The 26644-nt window shown below is 45.3% G+C and carries 31 protein-coding genes; 9 read left to right on the forward strand and 22 right to left on the reverse strand.

Going from position 1 to position 26644, the window contains the following annotated elements:
• Nucleotides 1-49: 49 nt before the first annotated feature.
• The 5 genes from BW944_RS09515 to BW944_RS09530 form a co-directional block, all read right to left on the reverse strand.
• Nucleotides 50-901 carry a YitT family protein gene (locus BW944_RS09515; protein WP_076559096.1) on the reverse strand — a complete coding sequence of 284 codons (852 nt, stop codon included), beginning with the start codon at nucleotides 899-901 and terminating at the stop codon, nucleotides 50-52.
• Between the two features lie 162 nt (nucleotides 902-1063).
• Complete coding sequence (locus tag BW944_RS09520) at nucleotides 1064-1933, reverse strand: DNA-3-methyladenine glycosylase family protein (protein WP_076559098.1); 870 nt, start codon at nucleotides 1931-1933, stop codon at nucleotides 1064-1066.
• A gap of 127 nt (nucleotides 1934-2060) precedes the next feature.
• On the reverse strand, nucleotides 2061-3365 hold the full coding sequence (locus BW944_RS09525) for a Na+/H+ antiporter family protein (RefSeq protein WP_076559100.1): 1305 nt from the start codon (nucleotides 3363-3365) through the stop codon (nucleotides 2061-2063).
• A gap of 99 nt (nucleotides 3366-3464) precedes the next feature.
• Nucleotides 3465-3614: an SE1561 family protein gene (locus BW944_RS15150; protein ID WP_200806511.1), complete on the reverse strand. Its 150-nt coding sequence runs from the start codon at nucleotides 3612-3614 to the stop codon at nucleotides 3465-3467.
• Between the two features lie 106 nt (nucleotides 3615-3720).
• Nucleotides 3721-4110, reverse strand: a complete 390-nt coding sequence (locus BW944_RS09530) for an OsmC family protein (protein ID WP_076559102.1) — start codon at nucleotides 4108-4110, stop codon at nucleotides 3721-3723.
• Nucleotides 4111-4257: 147 nt separating this feature from the next.
• On the opposite strand from BW944_RS09530, the gene BW944_RS09535 reads away from it, so the two are divergent.
• Entirely contained in the window at nucleotides 4258-5427 is a 1170-nt protein-coding gene (locus tag BW944_RS09535) for an MFS transporter (RefSeq protein ID WP_076559104.1), read from the forward strand.
• Between the two features lie 392 nt (nucleotides 5428-5819).
• Here BW944_RS09535 and BW944_RS09540 read toward each other — a convergent pair whose 3' ends face one another.
• From BW944_RS09540 to BW944_RS09570, 7 genes are all read right to left on the reverse strand, one after another.
• Entirely contained in the window at nucleotides 5820-6776 is a 957-nt protein-coding gene (locus BW944_RS09540; protein ID WP_076559106.1) for a metal ABC transporter solute-binding protein, Zn/Mn family, read from the reverse strand.
• A 65-nt stretch (nucleotides 6777-6841) separates the two neighbouring features.
• Nucleotides 6842-7255: a Fur family transcriptional regulator gene (locus BW944_RS09545; protein WP_076559108.1), complete on the reverse strand. Its 414-nt coding sequence runs from the start codon at nucleotides 7253-7255 to the stop codon at nucleotides 6842-6844.
• Nucleotides 7252-8112, reverse strand: a complete 861-nt coding sequence (locus tag BW944_RS09550; protein ID WP_076559110.1) for a metal ABC transporter permease — start codon at nucleotides 8110-8112, stop codon at nucleotides 7252-7254. Before BW944_RS09550 ends, BW944_RS09545 begins: the two co-directional genes overlap by 4 nt.
• Entirely contained in the window at nucleotides 8109-8882 is a 774-nt protein-coding gene (locus tag BW944_RS09555) for a metal ABC transporter ATP-binding protein (protein WP_076559112.1), read from the reverse strand. The genes BW944_RS09550 and BW944_RS09555 overlap by 4 nt, the downstream gene beginning before the upstream one ends.
• A gap of 103 nt (nucleotides 8883-8985) precedes the next feature.
• Nucleotides 8986-9678, reverse strand: a complete 693-nt coding sequence (locus BW944_RS09560) for an amino acid ABC transporter permease (protein ID WP_076559114.1) — start codon at nucleotides 9676-9678, stop codon at nucleotides 8986-8988.
• Between the two features lie 12 nt (nucleotides 9679-9690).
• A complete protein-coding gene (locus tag BW944_RS09565) occupies nucleotides 9691-10572 on the reverse strand; it encodes a transporter substrate-binding domain-containing protein (RefSeq protein WP_076559116.1) in 882 nt (293 codons plus the stop codon).
• 112 nt (nucleotides 10573-10684) lie between these two features.
• Nucleotides 10685-11155, reverse strand: coding sequence for a low molecular weight protein-tyrosine-phosphatase (locus tag BW944_RS09570; protein ID WP_084193711.1), 471 nt, complete (start codon nucleotides 11153-11155; stop codon nucleotides 10685-10687).
• Between the two features lie 136 nt (nucleotides 11156-11291).
• On the opposite strand from BW944_RS09570, the gene BW944_RS09575 reads away from it, so the two are divergent.
• Nucleotides 11292-12641 (forward strand): alanine/glycine:cation symporter family protein, encoded by a 1350-nt coding sequence (locus BW944_RS09575; protein WP_076559118.1) that lies wholly within the window; start codon nucleotides 11292-11294, stop codon nucleotides 12639-12641.
• Between the two features lie 159 nt (nucleotides 12642-12800).
• Here BW944_RS09575 and BW944_RS09580 read toward each other — a convergent pair whose 3' ends face one another.
• The 3 genes from BW944_RS09580 to BW944_RS09590 all read right to left on the reverse strand — a co-directional run bounded on the left by BW944_RS09580 (nucleotide 12801) and on the right by BW944_RS09590 (nucleotide 15907).
• On the reverse strand, nucleotides 12801-14648 hold the full coding sequence (locus BW944_RS09580; protein ID WP_076559120.1) for a CAP domain-containing protein: 1848 nt from the start codon (nucleotides 14646-14648) through the stop codon (nucleotides 12801-12803).
• A gap of 137 nt (nucleotides 14649-14785) precedes the next feature.
• A complete protein-coding gene (locus BW944_RS09585; RefSeq protein ID WP_076559123.1) occupies nucleotides 14786-15151 on the reverse strand; it encodes a DnaJ family domain-containing protein in 366 nt (121 codons plus the stop codon).
• Between the two features lie 12 nt (nucleotides 15152-15163).
• On the reverse strand, nucleotides 15164-15907 hold the full coding sequence (locus BW944_RS09590; protein WP_076559125.1) for a YkgJ family cysteine cluster protein: 744 nt from the start codon (nucleotides 15905-15907) through the stop codon (nucleotides 15164-15166).
• Between the two features lie 133 nt (nucleotides 15908-16040).
• Between BW944_RS09590 and mreBH the strand changes: the two genes are divergently transcribed.
• The 6 genes from mreBH (at nucleotide 16041) to BW944_RS09620 (ending at nucleotide 20273) form a co-directional block, all read left to right on the forward strand.
• The gene (gene mreBH, locus BW944_RS09595) at nucleotides 16041-17048 is read left to right on the forward strand and encodes a rod-share determining protein MreBH (RefSeq protein WP_076559127.1); all 1008 of its coding nucleotides are present in this window, start codon (nucleotides 16041-16043) and stop codon (nucleotides 17046-17048) included.
• A 198-nt stretch (nucleotides 17049-17246) separates the two neighbouring features.
• Nucleotides 17247-17525 carry an AbrB/MazE/SpoVT family DNA-binding domain-containing protein gene (locus tag BW944_RS09600; RefSeq protein ID WP_076559130.1) on the forward strand — a complete coding sequence of 93 codons (279 nt, stop codon included), beginning with the start codon at nucleotides 17247-17249 and terminating at the stop codon, nucleotides 17523-17525.
• 13 nt (nucleotides 17526-17538) lie between these two features.
• Nucleotides 17539-17835, forward strand: a complete 297-nt coding sequence (locus BW944_RS09605; RefSeq protein ID WP_076559132.1) for a hypothetical protein — start codon at nucleotides 17539-17541, stop codon at nucleotides 17833-17835.
• Nucleotides 17836-17868: 33 nt separating this feature from the next.
• Entirely contained in the window at nucleotides 17869-18789 is a 921-nt protein-coding gene (locus BW944_RS09610; RefSeq protein ID WP_076559134.1) for a ketopantoate reductase family protein, read from the forward strand.
• Between the two features lie 215 nt (nucleotides 18790-19004).
• Nucleotides 19005-19649, forward strand: a complete 645-nt coding sequence (locus BW944_RS09615; protein ID WP_076559136.1) for a hypothetical protein — start codon at nucleotides 19005-19007, stop codon at nucleotides 19647-19649.
• Between the two features lie 231 nt (nucleotides 19650-19880).
• A complete protein-coding gene (locus BW944_RS09620; RefSeq protein WP_076559138.1) occupies nucleotides 19881-20273 on the forward strand; it encodes a hypothetical protein in 393 nt (130 codons plus the stop codon).
• 74 nt (nucleotides 20274-20347) lie between these two features.
• Here the strand turns inward: BW944_RS09620 and BW944_RS09625 are convergent, their stop codons facing one another.
• Together BW944_RS09625 and BW944_RS09630 are read right to left on the reverse strand one after the other, a co-directional pair.
• A complete protein-coding gene (locus BW944_RS09625) occupies nucleotides 20348-20800 on the reverse strand; it encodes a DUF2188 domain-containing protein (RefSeq protein ID WP_076559140.1) in 453 nt (150 codons plus the stop codon).
• A gap of 145 nt (nucleotides 20801-20945) precedes the next feature.
• Nucleotides 20946-21920 carry a quinone oxidoreductase family protein gene (locus BW944_RS09630; protein WP_076559142.1) on the reverse strand — a complete coding sequence of 325 codons (975 nt, stop codon included), beginning with the start codon at nucleotides 21918-21920 and terminating at the stop codon, nucleotides 20946-20948.
• A 208-nt stretch (nucleotides 21921-22128) separates the two neighbouring features.
• Here BW944_RS09630 and BW944_RS15360 point away from each other — a divergent pair, with 208 nt between their 5' ends.
• Complete coding sequence (locus BW944_RS15360) at nucleotides 22129-22257, forward strand: hypothetical protein (protein ID WP_268794106.1); 129 nt, start codon at nucleotides 22129-22131, stop codon at nucleotides 22255-22257.
• Nucleotides 22258-22361: 104 nt separating this feature from the next.
• On the opposite strand, the gene BW944_RS09635 is transcribed toward BW944_RS15360, so the two are convergent.
• The 5 genes from BW944_RS09635 to BW944_RS09655 are packed head-to-tail and all read right to left on the reverse strand — an operon-like array spanning nucleotide 22362 to nucleotide 26426.
• On the reverse strand, nucleotides 22362-23426 hold the full coding sequence (locus tag BW944_RS09635; protein WP_076559144.1) for a phosphotransferase family protein: 1065 nt from the start codon (nucleotides 23424-23426) through the stop codon (nucleotides 22362-22364).
• A gap of 4 nt (nucleotides 23427-23430) precedes the next feature.
• The gene (locus BW944_RS09640) at nucleotides 23431-23850 is read right to left on the reverse strand and encodes an acyl-CoA thioesterase (RefSeq protein ID WP_076559146.1); all 420 of its coding nucleotides are present in this window, start codon (nucleotides 23848-23850) and stop codon (nucleotides 23431-23433) included.
• Nucleotides 23847-24413, reverse strand: a complete 567-nt coding sequence (locus tag BW944_RS09645) for a TetR/AcrR family transcriptional regulator (RefSeq protein ID WP_076559148.1) — start codon at nucleotides 24411-24413, stop codon at nucleotides 23847-23849. Before BW944_RS09645 ends, BW944_RS09640 begins: the two co-directional genes overlap by 4 nt.
• 17 nt (nucleotides 24414-24430) lie before the next feature.
• Nucleotides 24431-25210: an SDR family oxidoreductase gene (locus BW944_RS09650; protein ID WP_076559151.1), complete on the reverse strand. Its 780-nt coding sequence runs from the start codon at nucleotides 25208-25210 to the stop codon at nucleotides 24431-24433.
• The gene (locus BW944_RS09655; RefSeq protein WP_076559153.1) at nucleotides 25197-26426 is read right to left on the reverse strand and encodes an acyl-CoA dehydrogenase family protein; all 1230 of its coding nucleotides are present in this window, start codon (nucleotides 26424-26426) and stop codon (nucleotides 25197-25199) included. Before BW944_RS09655 ends, BW944_RS09650 begins: the two co-directional genes overlap by 14 nt.
• Nucleotides 26427-26644 lie beyond the last annotated feature (218 nt).

The following is a 26644-nucleotide window of genomic DNA, read 5'->3' on the forward strand; positions in this document are numbered from 1 at the left end:
TTTCCACAATAATTACAAAACCCCGGGCATCAGAGCTCGGGGCTTTTTCTCAGGAGGTTAATCGTTTAAAGTTCTCTCCAAGAATTTCATTCATTTTATGGACAGTGATAAAAGCATGTTCGTCGATAGCCGTTATATACTTTTTCAATCTCGTATATTCCTTCCTGCTTAACACCGTGGTGATCACTTCTTTATCTTCTCTGTTAAAAGCCCCTTTGGCATGATGGATAGTGGCTCCACGACCGAGCTTCTCCACGATGTAACTGCGCACTTCATCACTTTCTTCACTGATGATGACAACTTCTTTATTATCTTCGAACTGTTCAAGAGCATAATCGATGACAAGCCCGTTCAAAATTACACCGAAGAAAGCATACATACCTACGGCAGGACCGAATACAAATACAGAGGAGGTCGCAATAGCGATATCAGAGATCAATACACCTTTGCCTACCTCCACAGAGAAGTATTTATTGAGAATCATGGCTATGATATCGGTTCCGCCTGTGGACGCTCCTTGATGGAAGACGACAGCCATACCTGAAGCGGCAATGATCTGCCCGATAATCAGTTGAATCAGAATATCCTCACTCATCGCTTCCTGGATAGGGAAATATGTCTCAAGTCCCCATACCATGAAAGATAAAGCGAAACTTGCATAAATCGTTTTTGCTCCGAATTGAAAACCCAGAAAGATGAAGCCGACGATAAATAGGAGAATATTGAATATAATCATGATCAGTCCGAGAGATAATCCAGGGAAGACAGTATTCATGACAATGGACAGACCACTTACACCACCGGTAGCCAAGTCATTCGGCGACAAGAAGTAAGTCACGTTGGCAGCCACAAACAAAACACCTAAATTTATCAACAAAAAGCTTTTGATTTGTTTCCACATGGAATAACCCCCTCGTTTCATCCGTTTTATTTTTACATCACAAAGACGGATTATAACGGGGTTTCATACCTTTGTAAACAGCTTCAAATCAACTCCCGAAAGTAAACGGATACAGTGGAAACCTTCTGAAAATTCAACAGGTTCAGAATAGCCGAATGGTATTCATTCTTGCATAAGGCTTCTCCATAGTAAAAGCGTAGCGTAGCTCCGGTATGGGGCCCATTCCCGACTTTCCTCGATCATTTCGGAACGAGCGGGCTTTGCTTCCAAACCGAAATAATGCTTCCACGCATTTTGTATTCCTACATCCGCTTCCGGAAAAAGATCAGCTCGTCCAAGGCCTGTCACCTGCCAGTTCTGAGCTGTCCACTTTCCTATTCCTCTGATTTCAGTCAAACGGTCGATCGTTTCCTCTTCAGATAAAGAAGTGAATTCATACAAATCCAACTCTCCATTCGCTATCTTCCGGGAAGTATCAATCACATATTCCGCTTTTCTCCGGCTGAATTGAAGAGCAGTCAAATCTTCATAAGATAATGAAGCGACCGTTTTAGGAGAAGGATAAAACCATACTCCCTTCCACTGTTCACCGAAATTCTCCACGAACCGGGTACTCAACCGGTAAGCGAAAGCCATATTCAACTGCTGGTGGATAATGACACGCATGAGCGCATCATAAAGATGGAAGCTTTTCACTACAGGAGTCGCCGGGAATTCGTTTTGAAGATTCTCCAGCGAAGAACCTTTAAAATGTTCCTCAATTCTGTCCATATTAAAATTCCATATAAATATGTCATGGATCTTGCTGAGAACCGTTTCTTTCTCTGTTTCCCCTGTAATAAGGAATGCTGGAGTTTCAATCGTCCCAATAGACTCCACCCGGGCCACTTCCCGGCTTTCGTCCTCCATCACGAGTGGTACGTCCACCCACTCTTCCTCCATATGCAGATGGATCAACGGGTCCTCTTCCAATCGTTTCAGTACAAATGAAAAATCATAACGAAATGGCAACTCAACTTTCTCCGTCCACATGTTTCATCCCTCCTGTGTCTCTCCACTTTAAACGAATAGGCCGCAACAAAACAGTATTTGAGCACAGGTAATAATGAAAAGCCCCACTTTTGCATAAAAAGTGAGGCTTGATTTTAAATCCTATCGATCAGAACAGTAGGCTTGCCGCCCATCCGAAAATGATCAATGGTATATTGTAGTGTAAGAATGTGGGCACACAAGTATCCCAGATGTGGTTGTGCCGTCCATCCGCATTGAGTCCAGACGTCGGACCAAGTGTACTGTCGGAGGCTGGAGAACCCGCATCTCCCAGGGCTCCGGCTGTACCGATCAACGTAGCAATAGCCATCGGAGAATAGCCGGCTGCGAGACATATAGGCACGAACAACGCCGCGAGGATCGGAACGGTTGCGAAGGAAGAACCGATGCCGATTGTGACGACGAGACCGACCAGAAGCAGAACAAGGGAAATGACGGCTTTATTATCCCCGATCATACCAGAACTGGCCTCCACCAAGGCTTCGACCGAAGCAGTTTCTGTCAGCACATTCGCGAAACCGGCAGCTGTGAGCATAACGAAAGCGATGAAACCCATCATGCTTATTCCTTCTCCCATCGTCCTGTCCCCGTGAAGGAAAGGTACAACGCGGAAGATGAACATGATGATCAACCCGGCCAGGGCCGCGAAGATGAGATTCCCCCAGATCGCCTGAATGATCAACGTCACTAAAATGGCGATTATCGTAAATCCATGCTGCTTCCGGAAAGCCATTTTCTCTCCCACAGGGATGGAAGAAAGCCCTGTGCCATCAGAAGCACGCGGTTCTTTCGGCTTTTTGTAAGTAATAAGAACAGCGATGAGTAGCCCGACAACCATACCGAGTCCGGGAATCAATAGAGACTGGGCGATGGTCCCGATAGATGCCTCTACCCCATTGGATGCCATAGCATCCTGGATGGTCTGATGAAAAATCAGCCCGAATCCGAGCGGAATCGTCACATAAGGAGCTTTCAATCCGAATGTTAGGGCCGCAGCAACCGCTCTTCGGTCCAGCTTCATCTGATCGAACATATGCAAAAGTGGTGGTATCAGAATAGGTATAAATGCGATATGGACAGGTACCACGTTTTGCGAAAGACTCGCTACGGCCGCTATGATGAACACGAGCCATATTTTTTTATCTTTCAACACCCTAAGCAAGGTCTGAACGAGAAGTGTGGTAATCCCGGAAAAGCTGATCGCGGCTGCAAATGCCCCGAGCAGGATATAACTTAACGCAACTTGCGCCTGATCCCCCATCCCTGCGATAAACAGATCCAGTGCCCCTGTAAGGGATTCTCCGTTCATCACTCCGGCAGTAAGACCGGCGGCTATAATAGCTACAATAACATTGACTCTGAGAAGACTCAGTACAGTCAGAACAAGTACGGATACAATGACAGCTGAGGCCATTTCTTCCACCCCTTTCAACTCATTAACGATTTACCATGATAAAGAATTCCCATAAAAAAATCAACCCTTTCAATGAATGTCTGAAAAGGTTGAAAATACTCAATTCATTTTTTCTTCAAGGTCATCGAGCATTTGGATTAGCTGATCGATTTCTTTCACATCTGTTTCAGCGGGATCAAGCTGATCTACGCGATCGGCGAATTGAGCCAATTTCAATTTCAAGTCGTCAAGTCTCTCCTGTTGGGTCATGATATACCCCCTTTTCCTGTTTAATCTTCGTCTATGATAGTACAATCTCGCTTTTCTGTCGAAGTGTTGCTTTACATACATACTGAAGCCCCCCATCAGGAGGGCTTCAGCTCAATTCGATACATTCGATCGTTTCCTGAATCTCTATACTATCTTGGACGGACTGAACCATGGAACAGTTTTTTCTGGCCACTTCCAGGTTCTTTGCCAGCTTATCCTGGTTGAGGCGATAGCCTTTCACTACGTAATGAAGAGTGATTTTTTCGATACGATTCGCCTCATCACTGTTTCGTTTCACATCCGCTGTCAATTTAATATCTTCGTATTTCAATCTCTGTTTATCAAGAATCTTCCGATACACACTCAGACTGCAGCCGGCGATGGACGCCACCATCAATTGAAAGGGGCGAAAACCGCTGTGTTCATCGCTCGCAATATTAAGTTGACCGAATTCAAATGAAGTACGGATCCCTTCATCCTTAAGATAAAATTCCATTCTCATCACTCCTTCGCGTTAAAACTGGGTCTTATTTATTAGTATAACCGATTCGCCTCTATTTCTAACTTGAAATCGGGTTTCTTGCAAACTTTCCTTTTCTTCGATTATTCTTTAAAAGGAATGTTACAGGAGGGAAAATGAGAAATGGTTACAGTAAAACAACGCTTTTGGATATTGATCGGGCTTGTCACAATTTCAGGCTTCTCTCAAGGGATGCTCCTCCCGTTACTAGCAGTCATCCTTGAACAGAACGGTGTGTCCTCCTCATTGAATGGTATGCACGCCACAGGTCTATACATAGGTATTCTGCTGGCTTCCCCCTTCATCGAAAAACCTCTTCGCTCCTTCGGTTTCAAGCCGATTATTCTATTCGGGGGACTGCTGGTCATTACTTCTTTATTCCTCTTTCCATTCTGGCAATCTCTCTGGTTCTGGTTCATTTTACGGGTCACCATCGGTATCGGGGATCAGATTCTGCATTTCGGGACTCAGACATGGATTACGACGACAGCCCATAAGAATAATCGTGGCTTGAGCATCGCTTATTACGGTTTATTTTTCAGTTTGGGTTTCACATTGGGTCCACTCATGACCAATCTGCTTTCCTTCAGTGTATTTCTCCCCTTCCTTCTGTCATCCTTTCTTAGCCTATGTATCTGGATGTTCATGCTGAAAGTGAGAAATGAATTTCCTGAAGAAGGTTATGCTTCTGCTCATGGTACCAGTTCCCTCAATCGGTTCATCAAAGCTGGCAGATTGGGATGGATCGCCTTTCTAGGACCGCTTTGTTACGGATTTCTGGAAGCCGCTCTGCACGGTATCTTTCCGGTATATGGGCTACGTATCGGCCACGAAGTGCAGACGGTCTCCTTCATCATTCCCGCTTTCGCGGCAGCCAGTCTATTTTCTCAAATTCCTCTGGGCCGATTGAGTGATAAAATCGGACGCCCAAGGGTCATACGTTCAGTACTCATCGGAGGAGCTGCAGCATTCCTCATCGCTTCTCTGTACGAATCTTCCGCTGTCATCCTGTTCATATGCTTCGCCTTTGCCGGTCTTTGTGTGGGTTCATTGTTTTCCCTTGGAATCTCTTACATGACTGATCTGTTGCCTCAGGAACTGTTGCCTGCAGGAAATATATTGTGCGGAATGGCCTTCAGTATCGGAAGTATCATGGGGCCGTTTCTGTCAGGGGTCGTGCTTGACGTCTTCCCTGGCGTTTCTCTTTTTCTGTTGATCGTAGGCTTACTCACAGTAATTTTCTTAATTTTCCTTTTTAAAAAGGACGTGAATATAGCAGAAGACCCGGCTTGAGCCGAGTCTTCCCTTTTTTATTGGCTCTGTTATCGTTCCTTGTTGATTTCCATCTCTACGGGTGGAAGCTTGCCGCGGGCATGACGTAAACTTCCGAAATCTCTCTACGTTCGATTTCGGTGATTTTCCGTTCATGCTCCTCCCGCAGGCGTCCCCACCCTCCGTTCCTAAAATCGACAACAGGCTTTAACAGAGACGTTCCTGCAAAGATATTTGCACCATGAGACATGAAATTTTCAGGCTCTGTTATGATTCGAATTTGATAGGGTGGATATAGAGAAAGGCGGCGACTCCGACGGGGACTCGGGTAGCTGAAGACCCCGCAGGGAAACGAGGAGGCTGAAGCATTGCCCGCGGAAAGCGTCCGCCTAAATAATTATTTTCAGGGTAGCCTATTTATTAAGGGCTTCTTCAAGGACCTTCCTGTTCTGTTCCATGAGATCAAAATAGTCCTCTCCCTGGTTTATCTCTTCTTCTGAACGAGTCGCAAGGTTATGCACATATAGAGCTTCTGCTCCTATTTCCTTCTGGACGACCTCGGCAGATTTCTCGGAAACATTCCTTTCAAACAGGACGTAAGAAAGGCCGTGCTCTTCAGCTGTTTCAATAACATGTTCAAGTTCCTTCTGGGACGGTTCATTCGTTGAAGATAGACCGGATACAGGAATCTGTTTCAGACCATAAGCTTTTTCCCAGTATCCATAAGCAGCGTGGGAAACTATAGCTTCTTTCGTATCCGCCCCTTTTATCGTTTCAGACATCCGGCTATCGAGTTCCTGGAGACTTTGCTTCAAAGCTTCCGTGTTCTCTTCAAACTTTCCTTCCTCTTCCGGGTACATGGCACTTAACTCCTCTTTGATAGTTTCGGCCATGGACACCATAAGCATGGGATCGAGCCAGACATGGGGATCCTCTCCACTGACAGAATGATCATGCTCCGCGTGTTCCTCTCCTCCTTCTGAATGGCCTTCTTCAAAAGAGCCACCTTCTAGACCTTGTGCTACAGGGATTGTAGGCACGCCCTCTTCCTTAAGTGTTTCTGCAATGGGCTCAGCATAAGCCTCGAATTCATCTTTCGTATATATGAAAGCTTCGCCCTCGGCCATTTCCACCATCTCTCTGGTCGTCGGTTCATAGGTGTGGGCATCCGCTCCAGCAGGTAATATCGATTCCACTAGTAACGAATCACCTGCTATTTCTTCCGTCATGAACTGAAGAGGATAAACAGTCGTATAGATTGTCTGCTCCCCATTAGCTTCCTCCTCCCCGCTTTCTTCAGAGTCTTCGCTACTACAAGCTGTTAGCAGGATGATCAATAATATAGAAAGAATGATTGCTGGTTTTTTCATGTTGGCGCCTCCTTATCCGTAATGATTACTATTCAACTCAAAAATCGATGCCCGCAATGCAGGCATCATCCGCATTGCGGGCATTTTCCGTATATCTCGAATTTATGGTTTTCGACTTCATACCCCTTCAAATCTTCTTCCATACTCTCCATCGGACAGAATTCAATCAGTTTCGTCTTCCCGCAATCTGTACAAATGAAATGATGGTGATGGTGACCTGTACCACAACTAAGTCGGAAATGTTTCTCTCCTTCCAGTTCGGTAGCTTCTAACATATTCTCCCTTGATAGAAGATAAAGATTTCTGTAAATGGTATCAAAACTTACGCTAGGGAACTCTTCCTGCATATCTTGTAGGATCTTTTTTGCAGGGACATACTGATCATGTGAAGCGAAAATCTCAATGATCCGCTCCCGTTGCTTCGTTTTTTTATATCCTTTTTCCTTCAGTTGCTGTAAGGCCAGGTCGAATGTATTCATATTGTTTCTCCTTTCCACCAATTCCCTGAACGACGGACTTTCCTATAAACGATACTGAGCAACAACAGTACAACGGCAGCCATGACAATCGTTCCACCAGGAGGAACGTCAAGCTGATAGGCACTGATCAATCCGGTCACGACGGAAATTTCCCCGAACAATACGGACAAACCGATCGTCTGTTTGAAACTTACCGACATTCGAAGAGCTGCAGCCACAGGGAGGGTCATAAGTGCAGACACCAGCAGGATACCTACGACCTGCATAGCGGAAGCAATAACAAGCGCAACCATTACAATGAATAGGAAATGAATGGATTTGGCATTAACGCCTGCAATAGATGCATGTTCTTCATCAAAAGAAAGAACGAAAAGTTCCTTGTAAAACGCCAGCACAATCAATACTACGATCGTGGTGATGATCACTACCGTCCACATATTGTCCCGGCTCACGGCAGTGACGCTGCCGAACAGATAGCCTAATAAGTCCGTATTGAAACCGTCCGCAAGAGAAATAAGTATGACACCGAGGCCGATACCTCCTGAAAGCATGATCGGGATGGCCAGTTCTTCGTAGTGCTTATACACCTTCCTCAATTTTTCGATGAAAACCGCTCCTACCACTGAAAAAGCCATCCCCATATACATGGGATTCCAGTCATTCACAGCAGTAACTCTCTTCTCAATGAGGAGACTGGCGGCGATACCGGTAAGAGTGATGTGGGACAAGGCATCTGCGATAAGAGAAAGACGCCTTACCACAATAAAAACCCCGAGTAGCGGGGCAACAAGACCGATCAGAAGACCGGTGATCACTGCATTCTGTAAAAACTCGTATTCAAAAATGGCTTCAATCATGGATGTGTCACCTCATGATTGTGGGTCAACTGCTGAACAGAATGTCCGTATATCCCGCTCAAATCTTCATCATCCATATGATGATAATCTTCGGTGGAACCATGGAAGTGAACGGATTTATTCATACAGGCTACATGTGTCGCATGACTGGTGATGGTACCGATATCGTGACTTACCATCAAAAGAGTGAGGTTCCGTTCTCTATTCAGCTTTCCAAGAAGGTCATAAAAAGCGGTTACGTGTTCACTGTCGACTCCGACAGTAGGCTCGTCCAAAATAATCAGGGACGGGTCACTGACAAGGGCTCGGGCAATAAAGACACGCTGCTGCTGACCACCTGAGAGTTCACCGATAGAGTAGTGCGCGTATTCTTTCATTTCCACTTCAGCAAGTGCTTCATAAACTTTGTCTTTATGGGTAGGCTTGAAAAGCTGGAACATATTCATACGGGAAACGAGCCCGGAACGTACTACCTCGTAGACAGTTGCCGGGAATCCTGAGTTGAAGCTGTTCGCTTTCTGGGAAACGAATCCGACCTCCTGCCACCTATTAAACTTTTTCACCTGTTTGCCGAAGAGGCGGATTTGTCCACGATTCGGCTTCTCCAGACCGAGCATCAGTTTAATCAGAGTGGACTTCCCTGAGCCATTCGGTCCGACCAGACCCAGGAACTGTCCTTTATGGATAGTCAGATCCACATCTTCAACAACCCATTCTCTATCATATTTGAAAGAAACTCCGTCGAGTTCAATAAGTGGTTCTTGATCCATACGTTTCCCTCCTTTTTTCACTAAATAAGAATGATTACGATTTAGATTATATAGCAGCTTTACTTGAATGTAAAGAAAAAACGCCCCGGAAATCCGGAGGCGTTCAAATGTATCTGTTGTATCTTTTTTCCAGGTAATTTTGGAACACAGAGAAAACCAGTGTCAGTCCCCAATATACCAGAGCTGCTGTAATATACATCGTCATGAAATCGACCGTTCTTCCCGCGGCCATCTGGGCTTTATTCAAAATTTCCGGCACCGTGATCATAGCAGCAAGAGAAGTAGCCTTCAATAAATCCAGGAACACATTGGCAAGTGGCGGAATAGCGATCCTGGTCGCTTGAGGCACAATGATCCTTTGCAGCGTTTTCCAATAGGAAAAACCGAGAGCCTGGGAAGATTCCCATTGCCCTTCATCAACGCTTGAGAGAGAGGACCGGATTATTTCAGCTACATAAGCTGCACTATTCGTTCCAAACCCTAGTATAGCAGCTGAAACGGCATTGATTTCTATACCGACCGCCGGAAAACCGAAATAAATGACAAACAGGTACACGAGAATAGGTGTGCCTCGCATGAAAGATATATAAAATCTTGCAGGCAGTTGCAACCATAATTGTGACGAAGACCTCGCCAGTGCCAGGAAAAAACCTAACGTCAGGCCTAGCAGCATCCCAGCCAGCGCCACAAGCAAAGTATAAGGTACCCCCTCTAATATGAGAGGGAGGTTTTCAATCGAGCGTTCCAGGTTGAACATTTTTCCCGGTTCAAATTCATCTATCTCTATCCCGATCATAAGAGTCTCTCCTTACAGATCCAACTCATCCATCGAAGGGATATTTTCTTCTGGAGGCTGGGAAACATCAGCATTATAGAACTTTTCGGACAACTCCTTCAAAGTTCCATCCTCTCTCATTTCAGTGATCGTTTCATCGACTTTCTGCTTCAATTCATCGGCACCTTTTGGCAACACTGCTGCTACTTTGGCTTCATTGAATTTGATGTCCGGATGAATCTGGACATCAATGTCCGGCAGTGCTTCTACAGCAAGCTTCTGCAGATAATAGTCGTTGATGATGAAATCTGTACGTCCGTTCTCCACATCACGCAGGTATACATCATTCGTAACGTTATTATATGTTTTCAGTTCTGCTCCAAGTTCTTCAGCAAGCTGGGAGTGCGTAGTCGTAGCTCCTCCCCCGTGGATTTTCCCGGGAATATCTTCAAACGTTTCTATCCCGGATAAATCATCTTCACGAACAATGATGGAAGTGAAAGAGTATTTGTAGGGCTCACTGAATGCGAAATCCCTCTTCCTCTCTTCCGTAATCTCAAAATCGTTCGCGACCATGTCTACTCGTCCATTCTTCAGCGCAGGGAGCATTCCGTCTACACCGATCTCTTCAAAAGTGATATCGATATCAAGACGCTCACCGATCTCCCTCATCACTTCCACATCATATCCTGTCAGTTCATCAGATCCTTCAGGATAATATGTCGCTGCAATAAGAGTACCCGAGGTCGCGACAGTGGCCCCTTCTTCCTGTAATTCGTCAAACAGGGATTGTTCTTCTCCGCTATTTTCTCCACTCTGCTCTTCACTTCCTGAGCTCTCTTCTCCGCTAGTACCACAAGCCGCCAGAAGCAAGACAAAGGCTATAGCAAAAAGAGTCATAAGACTTCTTTTCATCTGTATACACACCTTTCTTTTTTTTTACTTTCACCACTATAGCAATCGTCTGTACCAACAATCAATCCAACAGCATTAATTTTTCAAAAAAATGAAGGCAGTCGAACTGCCTTCACCAAAGATTATGTTCATTTTTGATCTCTTCAAGCAACCGTTCACAACCACGAAGCACCAGTGCATAGGTTTCGTCAAAATCCCCAGTGAAGAATGGATCAGGGACTTCCCTCTTCGGAGCATCCTGCACATAGTCCATCAATTTCTGTACTATCACACCTTCCACTTCGTTGATCGCCCGCAAGTCGTTAATGTTGTTATCATCCATGGCAATCAAATACTGGAACTCGTTCCAGTCATCTTCTTTGATCTGTCTTGCAATCATTCCTTCAGTATCGATGTTATTCTTCGTCAAAATCTCCCTTGTCCCCCGGTGAGGTCTCGATCCTATATGCCAATGACCCACTCCTGCAGAATCCGTTTCTATTTTATCTTCAAGTCCTTCTTGTTCGACCTTGCTGCGGAATATAGCTTCAGCCATCGGAGACCTGCAAATATTCCCGAGGCATACGAATAATACCCGAATCATCATACCACGCTCCTTCTTTTCATACATTATAACGGATTTTCGCCCTTCCTTCATCTTTTCTCACAAAAACCTTGACTTTTAACCAAATTTTCGGAATATTTAGTATGTAAGCATTTTTTTCAAAAGGGGGATACATATGGATGGATTAAATGAAGTACTCGGAAACATCAGTGGCTTCGTATGGGGATGGCCACTGCTCGTACTACTAGTTGGTACAGGTGTCTATTTGACGTTACGGCTCAGTTTTTTACAGTTCCGGATGTTGCCCTACGCTCTGAAGCTGGCTTTCACTCCGGCAGCTCAACAAAAAGGAGAGAAAGGGGATATTTCCCATTACCAGGCGCTTACTACTGCATTAGCTGCCACAATCGGGACCGGTAATATTGCGGGTGTTGCTACCGCTGTCGTTCTCGGTGGACCGGGAGCCGTCTTCTGGATGTGGATCACAGCCGTATTCGGTATGGCCACTAAATATGCGGAAGCTATACTGGCCGTAAAATACCGCGTCGAAAATAAAAACGGGGAGATGTCCGGCGGGCCGATGTATTATCTGGAACGCGGACTCGGTCAGAAATGGCTCGGGGTGTTGTTTGCCATCTTTGGCGCTATAGCCGCTTTCGGAATCGGCAACATGGTTCAGGCTAACTCCGTATCGGACGCTATGAACCAGACATTCAGTGTCCCTACTTGGGTGACAGGTATTATTCTACTCGTTTTCGCAGCTCTCGTGTTACTGGGAGGAATCAGAAGTATCGGTCGTGTTACAGCATTTTTCGTACCTATTATGGCGACCCTTTACATCATTGGCGCATTAATCATTATAATTACTAACTTTGAACTTGTCGGTCCGGCCTTTGGTACGATTTTCACAGATGCTTTCACTGGCCAGGCAGTAGGAGGAGGACTACTCGGAACAGCTATCCGATACGGGGTCGCACGTGGGGTCTTCTCTAACGAAGCCGGACTCGGTTCAGCCCCGATTGCTGCAGCCGCGGCACGAACAGACTATCCGGGACGTCAGGCACTTGTTTCTATGACCCAGGTGTTGATTGACACGATCATTGTATGTACGATGACTGGACTCACCATTGTTATGGCAGGTCAATATGGGCCGGATGGTGAAGACGGTGCAGCTTTGACTACCGAATCTTTCAGTGTTTTTCTCGGGGATTTCGGAAGCTATATCGTAACCATCGGATTGATATTTTTCGCTTTTTCCACCATTGTAGGCTGGTCCTACTACGGGGAGAAGTGCTTCGGTTATCTTACGAATGACAGAGGGCTCGGTATTTATAAAGCGGTCTTCGTTGCTTTCGTATTCATCGGTGCTGTCATTGAACTCGGTACCGTATGGACATTCGCGGACATCATGAACGGTCTCATGGCTTTCCCTAACCTTATCGGACTGCTTCTACTATCAGGTGTAGTCGTTTCAGAAACGAAACGATTCCTGAAAGTGGTCAAAGAAGAGCGCCGTTCCGCTTAATAAGTTCCGGAATGGACTGTTCTTTCATAGGATTTCGCTCATTTTTTCCTCTGATGCGGACTACGGAGTTCACCGGATTATGAACAAAGAAGCCGACCAAAAAGTGGTTCATTCCATAAAAACATCTCCTGCCGGTAAAAGCAGGAGATGTTTTTTGATTTATTCTACTGTGAAAGCCATTCGCACGCCATCTTTCATACGATTATTCTCCGCACCTTCCATCGGTTCAATAACGAGTAGATAGCCACCCGCTTCGTAGCTTTCCTTCGGAGAGATAAGCGCTTCTTTCCGCTCCTCTCCTTTCCATTCGGCAGTTACAGGAACTTCTTTCCCTTCAGAGTCGATGACATAAATCAAACGATTGAGAGATTCCACATCTTTCATAGACTGATTGAATGCTACCGTCCATTCTTTGTTGGCGGAAGCGACCTTTTCTGCCGGCTCCCAATCCCCGTAGCTGTTCCACACCGATTCCCTTGTCATCTCTGCTTGCTGTGGACTGAATTCAGTAACATTCCAGGAACTGGCATATTGATACGTCCGTTTCTGGTCATTTTGAATCGCAAGGTTATAAACTTTCTCCTCATCGAACAACGGGCTGCTCACGGTCATCTGATAATCGCCTGGTTCCAGTGAAGCGGACGTCGTCTGGCTGCTGCCTTCTTTTCGAATGTATTCTTCACCATCTTTTTCAAGCACGATTTCCGCTTCAGGGTCTACACCGGAAGCCCATTCTTCTTTGAGGAACGTATTTCCGTTTTGCTCTTCAAAGTAAACCGAATCGATCTCTAGAGAAGAAGCGGTAGTAAAACTCCAAGTTCTGGAAACATCGGTCGTTTCTGAAGCACTATATCGTACCGAAGCATCTACCGTTGCTTCATATGTCATGCCGGGAGTAAGTGGTTCTTTCGGAATCAGGAAAGCATGAGTTTTGTTCCCCGCTTCCTCCATGGACGGAAGAACTTCATACACTTCGACCGTTTCTCCGTTCTCATCCTTCAAGCCGGCTTCCCTCACTTCCAATTCATCTTGAGGGGAACCGAAATACCCGAAGCTTATCGGATAACCTGTCCACGTTGCGTCTTTATCATAGAATCTCAACGGATTCGGCACTTCAAATGCATACCAGGACAACTTCACGTTTTTTTGATCATTATAAGGATATACGATCGTCTCAGGACTTTGAATCACTCCTGAACCACCGTAGTTCGCTACGAAATCTCCGGAACTATTATAGCCTGTTCCCACCTGTTGAAACCTCGGGTCGATAAGACTCATGCGGTGATAGGGAGCATCGAACAGGCGACTAACAGCGCCTTCAGCATCAGCTTCCTGAAAAGCGATCCCTTCTCCGATGAAGCCGGAGTAGTTGAAATACTTAGCGCGGTCTCCCATCTGGTAGCCCGTAAACCATTCACTTTCCGGATTCCTCTCCAAGTGGCCATCCCTCGAATGATCGACCAGGTAATTGGAATGGGCCTGAGCGATTTCCTGTAACTTATCATTAGAGGTGAAAAGAGGGATATCCAGTTCTTCTCTGTAATCATTGATGGTAGTAACCGCCTCTTGTTGAATATGTTGCAGGAGTTCCATATCCGCGCCTGCCATCGGACGTACTGGCGTAGCGTCTACTGAGAAGGACCAGGACCATTCCTGTACTTTCCCGTTACTGTGCAATTCGACTTTGACGCGATTATCGCCCTCTAATGTACCAGCCTGGTACGTCAGTTTATTAGTAGCTGGGTTATAGGAAGCGGGAACCTCTTTCCCGTTCAAGAACATTTTAAGTAAGTACGAACCGTCACTTCCGGCATCCACCGAAATGTAATAAGTGATATACGGGTTATTATTGGTTATCAGCCCTTGAGGAGTGCCTCCCTCCCGGAAGTACTCCCATTGGAGGTCGGTGTTTTCCTTTTCCATAATCTGCAGATCGCTCTCGGCATATGCGGGAGTTATCAGTAGTATTGTAAATAATACAAATGCTGTCCCTATGATTCGTTTCATGATGTCTCTCCCCTTCATCTATATCTATTATACATAAATATTACAAAAAGATTACAATTGTGTATGTTGTTATTTACCCGTCTGTACAGAAATATAACCTAAAAAAACAAGCAGTAGTGAATCCCTGCTTGTTCGCGCTAAAATCTATTTGCTATGGCATTGTTGTATTGGCTATATGCCGGGGACTGTGACATCTTTCTTTTTTCCATGAGCATTTGGAAGCGGAGGCGTTTTTCGGTAAGTTTCTTCTCTACATTCTTTTTTTCATCCGTATCCACGATCGTCTCCAGCAATTCTTCGAGCTCCACAACCTCTTTTTTCACCTGCATCTCTTCAGGCAGCATCCCTGCATTTTTCAGTACGCGATAACTATTTCTGAGATCATCAGGAAGATGAGCGAATTCATCTTTTGGAAGCGGCTCTCCCTTCCCCGGTAAGTTATCAAAATCCCCTTGATCTACAGCTCTCTTGATTTTCTCTTCGATGATATGACTGAGATCCATCTGTCTCCCCCTTCATACTTCAAGCTCTCCCTGCCGGTACTGCATAATCCAACCGGGCAGATAATCATAGCTCCAGGCATCCATGGGGTACTCGACAGGAAGCTCTTCCCCGTTTTCATAAAGTGCCTGAAGAAGTTCATTCATCGCCTGAAAATAAAACGTGTACAGAAAGTCATAACTGAACGTCTCTTTCGGCATATGCTGAGTGGCACAGACTGTTGGATCAGAATAGTTCACATACGTACGACACGGGACCGGTCGGATTTCATAAGCTTTGCAAAGCTGGTTCTCCTCATCAAGCATAGGGCATGGCAGGTTCAACTGTTTGTATTTCAGTTTCATCTCCGGGTCATCTTCATTTATCGCGAGCGCCGTATCCACTTTATCGGCGAACTTCTGATAATAGCCTTCCCAGTGACTGTATATTCCCTCTTTCCTCTCCTCGTCCATGTGTTCGATGGATTTAAAAAAGAGCTTCGCTTCCATTTTGCTTAGTCTTATAGGGAAATAGCAGCAAAAAGCACAGCCCATAAAACAATTCGGTTTCATTTCCATGAAAGCATCCATATCTCCCATTGTCTGATCTACGGATTGCAGAAGTTTTTCGAACCCTTCAAGTACAACACGTTCCGTATCTTTTTCACTGTCAAGAAGATCCTCTACGACCTCTTCAAATACCGAGACGTCCAATTCATATTCTTCATTCAATCGTTCACTTTTTTTCAGTATATCGTCATACGTCAAATATCCGGCCACTGAAAATCCCCCCGTCCTCACCTTTTATTCAATTATAAAAGAAAAATCAATTAAATTCTATGACTACCCCCGGAAATACACTATAATGATAGTATAGCTTTAGGAGAAACTACGAACAATGGAGTGACGACAAATGTTTGCAAACGAAGAAATCGGGATTGATCTCGGTACCGCCAATATACTTATTTATTCCAAGTCAAAGGGAATGCTTTTGAATGAACCTTCCGTCGTAGCTTATAACACAGACACGAAGTCCGTGATTGCTGTCGGGGAAGAAGCGAAACAAATGGTAGGAAAAACACCGCGAAATGTCATTCCGGTGCGACCATTGAAAGACGGGGTCATCGCCGACTTCGACATGACTACTCAAATGCTTAAAATCTTACTGAAAAAAGCCGGGAAATCATCCGGCCTTTCTATCAGAAAACCTACGGTCGTCGTCTGTACTCCTTCAGGCTCTACATCCGTCGAACGGAGAGCGATTGAAAATGCCGTGAAAAGTTACGGAGCTAAGCAGGTCCACTTAATCGAAGAACCTATAGCTGCAGCTATAGGTGCCGACCTCCCCGTCGATGAACCGGTTGCCAACGTAATCGTGGATATTGGGGGAGGAACGAGCGAAGTCGCCATCATCTCCTTCGGTGGCGTTGTCTCCAGCAATTCCGTGCGATCGGGTGGAGACATGATCGATGAAGAAATCGCAACCTATGTACGCAAGCATTATAATATTCTAATCGGCGTACGGACAGCGGAAATGATCAAAATGGAAATCGGCTACGCCCCCGTCGAGCACGAAGAAAAAACGATGGATGTAAGGGGACGGGATATGGTGACCGGGCTTCCGAAGACGATTCAACTATCCTCGACGGAAGTACAAGAAGCTCTAAGAGAAATCCTCTCTCAATTACTCGAAACTATACGAACCACGCTCGAGAGCTGCCCTCCCGAACTGAGCGGGGATATCGTCGACCGCGGAATAGTACTTACTGGAGGAGGCTCCCTTCTTAATGGCCTCCAGGAATGGCTATCGAATGAAATAGTTGTGCCCGTTCACATGGCTCCGAACCCTCTGGAATCGGTGGCTATCGGGACCGGTCGCTCCCTTAAAATGATCAAAAAACTTCAAAAAGCGAATAGATGATTTTCAAACGAAGCACTCCCGGCCCTAAAGCCCTGGAGTGCTTTTCATTTACCCTTAGCAAAAGGCGTGGGTATCGCTCTCTATAATCTGCTGTATTGTTTTTTCATCTCTATGCATAAAGTTGTTTAAGATTGGTTTGTAACAGGAAATAGAGGTAAAGAACGAATCAGTTAAAGTAAAATTAAAGGAGCGTCGATTATGAAGAGTACAGGCATCGTAAGAAAAGTCGATCACCTGGGAAGAATCGTAGTCCCAAAAGAACTGAGAAGATCGTTGAATATCAATGAAAATGACCCGATGGAAGTCTTCGTCGATGGAGAAAAGGTCATTTTACAGAAATACCGTCCTGCCAAAGAATGTTTGGTCACAGGAGAAATAGATGATGAAAACAAAGAGTATGCTGGCGGTATTGTGTTAAGTCAACAAGGGGCCGATCAACTTCTGAAAGAACTTCAGGAAGCGCTCAACAAACAATAAGGAGGTACCCGGAATGAGTGCAACAACTCTATTGAAATGGATTACAGGAATATGCGAAGCTCTTTTGGCTATTCCGATTGCCGGAGGAGCATTCATCCTGAGTGGAGGCTGGCAACCGCTTCTTTTCATGTTCGTATTTCACTTGATCGTGCTGATCATTTCCGTGAAACAAAGCGAATTCAGTTCCGGTAGTGTAGTCGGTATGATTGCAAATGCTGTCGGAATCATTCCTATCATCGGTTGGATCATGCACACAATCACCGCAATTATTTTGATTGTGGATGCAGGGATGTCCACAGCCAAAAAATAAGCGTCAGTTACGAACAGGAAAGGAGGAAGTCTGATGAAAATAGTCATGATGGGCGCCGGCGCGATCGGTGCTTATTTTGGAACGAGATGGCATGACGCAGGGCACACGGTCATCAATCTCGTGCGTGAAGGAAGAGCTGAGCAACTCAGGACCCACGGAATGAAAATCAACAGTCCTGTTGAAAATACTGAATGGAATGACCCTAATGTGGCAACAGACCCTTCTGAAATAGAGGAACCGGATCTCGTTGTTCTTGCAGTCAAAGGCTATCATATCGAAGGAGCACTCCCCTGGCTGAAAGACCTGGTCAAGAAAGGTGCAAAAGTCCTCCCGCTTCTGAACGGCGTCGAACACTACGCCACTTTGGAAAAAGAACTGGGAGAAGAAGCAGTACTCGGGGGCCTTGCCTTTATCATCGCTACTCTTGACGACAAAGGCCATGTGGAGCATACCAGCGAATTCCACGATATCGTTTTCGGTCCTCTTCACCCTTCTCAAGAAGCTATTTGCGAAGAGTTATCCGTAGCAAGCAACCAGGCTGTAATGAACATTCGGATGAGTTCGGATATCCTTGAGGAAATCTGGAAGAAATACATGTTCATCACAGCGTTTTCCGGAATAACGACAGCTATGAATACAGCTATCGGAGAAATCCGTGATTCCCCTCCGACATTTCGAATAGCTGAGCGTATGCTTGAGGATATGCAACGATTGAGTGTGGCGCATGGAGTGAAAATCGGTCAAAAAGAAGTGGACCATGCTTTCAAACAATTGAAGAAGCTCGAAGACCATATGACTTCTTCTATGCACCAGGATCGTCGAAAAGGGTTGCCTCTCGAAGTCGAACATCTCCACGGCGGAGCTATGCGACTTGCAAGTGAGAAAAAACTTACGCTCCCATACATCGAAACGATTTATGGAATCATCAAACCGCATGACGGCATGGATGCATAAAACTACCCTTATCCCAAGGGTAGTTTTTTATGTACTGAAAGTCCTTGTAATTTTGAAAGAAGCTACTCTTTTAAAGACACGCTCCACATAGTATATACTTCAAAGAAATAGGTGTTCGAAGGGATGGAAGAATCATCTCCACCGGAAACCTTTTTCCATGATTTCTTGATTGGTAAAGAAACGTGCTATAATTGTTCCGCAAAGGAGGGCCGGATATGAATCGTTGGAAAAGAAGACCCGGACAAACTACATACGAAATATTCATGGTCCTTCTAGCCGGACTTTCCGTAGCAACGATCTGGCAGGAGATGCAATATGACAGCTTTATTATCTGGGGAACGTGGGCGATCTTCTTTCTCGACTTCCTCTATCGTCTCTATAAAAGTGAAAGTAAATGGGATTTCATAAAAAAACATCCCTTTATCGTCATCGCCGCCATTCCCTTGGACGCAGTATTCCAGCTTGCCCGGGTCGCACGTATTCTGCATCTGCTCCGTCTGAAATCGATCACCAAGTACTATACAAAACCCTTCCTACGGTTTTTGAAAAGGCAACACCTCGGGTTTGTCGCAGGAGCCATCAGTATATCGATATTCCTGCTGATCATCCCTCTCACCTGGATGGAGGAAGAGCTCGAATCCTATTCAGATGCTTTCATAGCAGCCATTCTCTCCATCACTTTCTTCGGAAGAACCAATTTCGATCCCGTTACTAGTGGGGGACAGGCCATCGTTGTCATCTTTACCATCCTCGGAGTCATTTTGCATGGTTTGATCATTTCTGTATCTTTTGATTTTTTGGCCTCGACGTCCTTGTTCCAAAAAGGGAAAAAGAAATTCAGAAATTTTATCGATAAATGAACATAATTCATGTTTTTAAATATATGTAACGGGTAAGGTAGTACGGAAGGCGATAATTTGGAAAATGACTTCCCCCTACAACATTTTCGCCAAAGCCTTCAAGACTTCTTCCCTTTTCCTTTATCGAGAGATAGAGGGAAGGGCTTTTCTTTTATAAATTTACATATAAAATCAACACTATAAAATCCGGCACGAAGCTTACAAGATTTTTTCATAAAGGAGAGGGACTGAATGAACGACTACTTAAAACAGTTGGAACCGGTGGAGGTCCGCTATTTGATCGATACCAAGGAATTGAGAGAAATCGTTACACATATGCTCGGCGAAGCCGACTCTCTCGTGAGCATATATCTATCCTACGATTATACGGAGGACGAAACGGATGGCGGGATGGTCCGGCCGATGATAGAGCTTGAGGAAATCAGTGGACTCACCGAAGAAAACCGTCACACCATTTTATCTACCGGCCTCAATCTGGATGCCCCGTTCGACAACGGTGATGAAGTGTTTCGAGCAATTTTCGGTTCCTCGCATGTGGTAATTGATGCAACAGAAGATAACGACGGTACCTTTTTTACGGTGGAAGTTCCGTATGAAGATTACAAAAACCTCCACACGGAGTAACACTCCCCAGTCATCTATTAGAAAAGCGGAAGCTCATGGAGAGCTTCCGCTTTTCTAATTGTCTTCCATAGTCACTAATAAGAAGTATTCTCCTGGATCGTTCCGTCTTCTTTATGAATAACCACGTTCGTGCCTTTGTTCTCCGCTATTTCTTTCGCCCTGCGTACAGCATCTTCTTTCTTTTCAAACACATCTGAAGGCTGTTTCGCATCCTGGGCTTTGACCGCCCAACCGTCTTCATGAGAAAGAACATGCTCCCCTTTTTCCAAAAGCTCCGGGCGACTGTCCTCGGGGTTGTTGTCATCTCTAGTCTCCAATTGCCGGTCCGTCATCTGCTTCACCTGGTTAATATCCTGATCGGAAGCAGTTTCATACCATTCTTTCGCCTGCTCCGTAGCAATCGGTATCGCTCTATCTTCCTTATATCCTTGGTCAAGCATAGCGTTGGCGATTGTAATCGCTTTTTTTCTGACGGCTGTATCAAGATTCTTCAAAGAGTCTGGATAATCCTGCGTATTCCACGGCATAGTAATGCGCCTCCTTATTTGTATTTTTCGGTTATTAATTATGTACCGCGAATCATCGGTGATTAAACAATTCTTTTCCGAAAAATGTCATTCTCCAAAAATCAGCGACTGTTTCCAGAAAAAAAGAGCTAGCGAGCAGCTCTTTTCAGGGTTTGAGGACCAGTTTGCCCATCGTTTTTCTATTTTCAAGATCCTTATGAGCATCACGGGCTTCGGAGAGGGAATATACTCCACCGATATGAAGCCGCAACTGTTTCTGTTGAACTAACGTCAGCAGTTCTTTCATACTTTTCTGAACAAGTTCAGGGTATTTCATAATCTGAGGGAGGAAGAACCCGATGACAGACAAATTGCGATTCATCAGACTGGCAGCATTCAGCTGAGGCGGAACACCACTTGCTACTCCGTACGTGAGCACGCGTCCAAAAGCGCGCATCGTCTTCAACGTCTCCTCGAAGACTTCTCCCCCTGCCATCTCGAGAGCAACATCCACGCCTTTCCCGTTACTATTATCAAGGACATCCTGTTTCCAATCCGGTTTTGTATAATCTACACCAGCGTCCGCTCCAAGGTCTTTTGCGAACTGAAGCTTTTCTTCGGAGCTCGCCGTGGCAATTATGTTTCCGGCCTGAAAATGTTTGGCAAGCTGGACTGCGAGGGCACCTACGCCACCAGCAGCTGCATGAATAAGAATCGTTTCCCCTTTTTCCAAACGCCCCATCGTGCTGATCAGATGGTAAGCCGTCAAGCCCTGCAGAAGGAGAGCCACCGCTTCTTCATCTGTAACTCCTTCAGGAATCGGAATGAGAGAAGACGCGCTTGCTGTGACGTATTCGCTATAGCCTCCGGATTCTACAAGCGTCACCACACGCTCACCTTCCTGAACGTCAGTAACTCCTTCCCCTTTCTTCGTAACCACACCGGCTACTTCCGCACCAGGCACGAAGGGAAGTGGAGTCGGTACGACATACTCGCCCCTTCTCCTGGCCGTATCAGCGAAGTTCACGCCAATCGCTTTGACTTCGATCAGCACTTCATTAGTTTCCGGTTCCGGGGTCTGAAGATCGACTTCATTCAATACATCCGCTTCCCCGTATTCTTTGAATTGTATAGCTTTCATTATTATTCCCCTTTCTCTTTTTCATTTGGCTCTGTTAAACGTCAATGTTGATAAAAGGAAATCTGATTCCAAATCTAGAAACCTATAATAGGTGGAGATTATCCAAGTTCACGACATAGTATCTTTTCAACTAATTGAACAGGTTAGTTGAAGATTTCTTAGATGTGATATTATGAAATTTACGATGTTTAACATAGGAGGAAATAAAATGGATTGGTATTGGGTTTTGGTTGCATTGGCTCTTGCATTAGGAGCATTTTATAACGCATACGAAGCGGAAAAGAAGGCAAAACAATTAGAAAAAAGAGTCAAAGGTTTAGAAGAAAAAATTAAGTAAATTATTGTGCTAACGGGTGCGTTAGTTTTATAAGACAATTATTCATTATAGGACCTCCAATATAATTGGAAGTCCTATTTTTTTATAAATATCAACACCGAAATTTAATAGAGCCTTTCATTTATTCCAGCCTGCCTTGCAGCCTGACTCACCAGCTTGTTCACAAAATGATTCATATGCTGAAAACGGGGGTCATCCGTTTGGCCCTGTTTATATCTATAATAAATCTGCTGAACGATCCCCGCCAATTTGAAGTAAGCGAACGCCAGATAAAAATTCATATCCTTCAAATCACGCCCACTTTTTTCGGCATACCGCTCCATGAATTCTTCTCTGGTATAAAAACCTTTCTCAGTCGTAAGCGGAGGTTGACCAAGTCCCTCCTTCAGCTCCTTCGGGTCTCCCGCTTCCATCCAGTAACTCATAGCGGCACCTACATCTGCGAGAGGGTCACCGACCGTAGTCATCTCCCAGTCGAACAGTCCTATCATTTGTGAAGGGTCTTCTTTCGAAAATATGGCATTGTTCAATTTATAATCATAATGAATGATTGTGCTCTCCCCGTCCTCTGGAATATTATCAAGCAACCACTCTTTCAATTCCACTCCTTCTTCCACATCCGAAGTATGTGCTTTGTCGAACCTTTTTATCCAGCCTTCCACCTGTCTTTTCATAAATCCTTCAGGTCTGGCTATATGTTTGAAGTCCGTCTCCTTGTAATCAATCGAATGAAGTTCCACTAAACGATCGACCATTTCCCGGGAAATATCTTGCGCCAATTCGACAGACGGGGTGATATTTTCCGGCCACTGTGTGTCATAGACAATTCCGTACTTTCTCTCCATGAGGAAGAAGGGTTTATCCAACACCTTACCTTCCTCGAATGCCAAAGGCTCGGGAGCTAATGGAAAAAAAGGGTGGATAGCCTTGAGGACATTGTATTCTCTTTCCATATCATGAGCTTTTGGAGGCAAAGGCCCTTTCGGAGGACGTCTCAGTACTGCTTCCCATGACCCGGAGCTTAGTTCATACGTGAGGTTGGAGTGGCCCGCCCCGAATTGGCGGATCTGTAATGGAGGCCCGGGAAAATCTTTGAACGTTTCCCTTATATAATTTTCGACTGCTCCCCTGTCCACTTCCTCTCCGGTTCTCACTTCCTGTGTATCCATTCCTTCATCTCCCTTCTGTCGTTTCAAACTGACACGAAGCAAGCTGCTGCTTCATCCATTCGGACATCGGCTCACTCTTTTGAGTAGCGAAATCAAACTGTACGACAACAGAATTCCCTTCAGCCACCAGCTTCCCACTACCTTCCTCATGAATATTCTGCTGTAAATGAAAACTCGAGTTGCCTATTTTCGTCACAAAACTCTTAATAGTGATCGACTGCCCGAAGTAAAGTTGTTGAATGAAATCACATTTCACCGATGCCACAACGAATTTCCATTCTCCGTCTCCGACCAAGTCCAGAGCTTCGAAGAAATGGATCCTCGCTTCTTCCATATACACAAAATAATTATTGTTATTCACATGCCCCAACTGATCCGTTTCCGAAAACCTCACTTTAATCGAGTGTTCATGCACTTTTCTCATCCCTTCTTCTCCAGCCCCTGTAATAAAAGGGCAGTGTATATATCCGCCAACTGACCTTCGGAGACTTCACCTCCAGGTTCGTACCAGAAATAACTCCAGTTCGCCATTCCGAGGATGAAATAGGAAATCATATCCGCCCGTAAATCTTTACGGAACTCTTCCCTATCTATTCCATTTTGTACGAGTTTTTCGATATTCTTCTGAAACAGGTCCCGTTTCTTTCTGACATAGGATAGTTTTTCTTCATTCAAATGTCTCATTTCCCGAAAGAAAATCATGGCACTATTTACACTCGTACGGATATTTCTGATCATCATCGTCACCAGTTCATGCATTTTCTCCTTCTCGGTCAACGTGCTTTCCATAATATGATTCTGTTGTTCCAGTAAATCATCGATGAAGCGTTCATGAATCTGAACAAGAACCTCTTCTTTATTTTTAAAATAATAATAGAATGTTCCTTTCGTAAGTCCGAGTTGATCTACGATGTCCTGGATCGATGTTTCTTTGAACCCCCGCTGACCGAATAATGAAATACTGGTCTCTATTATCTTACTCTTCACTAGAGGTCACTCCTTCTTCAACAAGTAGCGTGCATACCCCCGTCTACGGTGAGGATGTCCCCTGTCACGTAATCGGAAGCTCTTGAGGCGAGGAATAGAGCAGCTCCTTTCAATTCTCCTTCCTCCCCGAAGCGATTCATCGGTGTCCGCTCCAATATATAATCCCCATTCATGGACAGAAGTCCTTCCGACATCTTTGTCGGGAAAAATCCGGGAGCAAGCGCATTCACCTGGATGTTATCTTTAGCGAGCTTCACTGCCAAATCTTTCGTAAACGTGATGATAGCCCCTTTACTCGTATTGTATCCGATCGTATCCATAAGCTGCGGGTCTGCGCCCCCAAATCCTGCTACTGATGCAAGATTGATGATTTTTCCTGCCTGCTGTCTCTGCATCACTTTAGCCGCTTCCCTGCTCATTAAAAACGTTCCCGTCACGTTGACGTTCATAACCTTTTGGAAAGCTTCCATAGGCATTTCCAATGCAGGAGCTCCCCATGTAGCACCGCTGTTATTGATCAGCACATCGAGAGAACCGAACTCTTCTTCCACTTGTCCGATCACTTCCTTCACACTTTCTTCATCCGTGACATCACATGCAATCGCCAGCGTCTTCACCTCGTACCTTTCCTTAAGCTCTGATGCTTTTTCTTCACAGGTTTCGAGCTTTCGGGAGCATAACACCACGTTCGCTCCGGCTTCAGCAAGCCCTTCGGCCATCTGAGCCCCGAGTCCTCGTCCCCCACCGGTAATGACTGCGGTCTTTCCATTCATTTGAAACAAGTCAAGTACGTGCATGTATATCCTCCTCGTATTTGGAAAGTTCCATTTTCGCAATCTGTCTTTTATGGACTTCATCAGGGCCATCCGCCAGACGCAATGTTCGTGCATTCGCATAATTCATCGCTAATGTGAAATCCTCACTTACACCAGCTGCTCCATGCGCCTGTATCGCCCTGTCAATCACTTTAAGAGCCATCGAAGGGGCTGTCACTTTTATCATAGCGATAGCCGCTTTCGCCTGCTTGTTACCCTCCGTATCCATCTGATAAGCTGCCTGAAGCGTCAAGAGCCTGGCCTGCTCAAGTTCCACGCGTGAATCGGCGATCCATTCTCTGATTACACCCTGCTCGGCCAAAGGACGATGAAATGCCTCCCTATTCTGAACGCGCTTACATAAATCTTCAAGAGCGCGTTCAGCTGCGCCGATCAGGCGCATGCAGTGATGAATCCTTCCCGGCCCCAATCTTCCCTGAGCTATTTCAAACCCCCGTCCTTCGCCCAGAATCAGATTCTCCTCCGGGACCTGTACGTCTACGAATTCGATTTCCGCATGACCATGGGGGGCATGATCATAACCGAACACAGATAAAGGACGTTTGATGGTAACTCCCTTCCCATCCAGAGGCACAATGATCATCGATTGTTGTTTATGTCTCGGTGCTTCTTCATCCGTTTTCCCCATAAAAATCGCAAAGGAACATCTGGGATCCATGGCTCCTGTCGACCACCACTTCGTTCCGTTTATAATGTAGTTTTCACCTTTCTTCTCAATCTTCGCCGTGATGTTCGTAGCATCCGAGGAGGCGACTTCCGGCTCCGTCATCGCGAAACACGAACGAGTCTCTCCCGCAAGAAGAGGGTCGAGCCATTTCTTTTTTTGCTCCGCCGTACCGTACATAGATAATAGTTCCATGTTTCCGGTGTCCGGAGCATTGCAGTTGAAAACCTCCGGGGCCAGCATCGATCTCCCCATCTCTTCACATAGTGGAGCATATTCGACATTCGTCAAACCGGCTCCCGACTCTTCGTCAGGTAAAAAAAGATTCCATAACCCTTGAGACCTAGCTTTCTTCTTCAATTCTTCAATAATCTGCGGGACTTCCTCCCAGCGACTTTCCTGATTGTTCAATTGTTTCACGAATGTATCTTCATTCGGATAAATGTTCTCCTCCATAAAAGAACGAATAGCTGCCTGATACTCTTTCGTCTTTTCATTATATGAAAAGTCCAATCCTTCCCCTCCTCACATACTAACCAGTTGGTATGTTAAGTATAAATAAAAAAGTCGGAAAATTCAACATAGAAAAGCGGAAGCGTCCGCTAAGAAATACTGGCATAAGTAGACCGGACAGACAAAAGGTGTCCTTGCTTTTTTCTGAGCCGAGCTACTTATGACACGGATTTCTGGACGCTGCAGCTGGACAAAGAAAAGCGGAACCTTCCGTTTAG

The organism is Salimicrobium flavidum, assembly GCF_900156645.1.
Taxonomy (GTDB): domain Bacteria; phylum Bacillota; class Bacilli; order Bacillales; family Halobacillaceae; genus Salimicrobium; species Salimicrobium flavidum.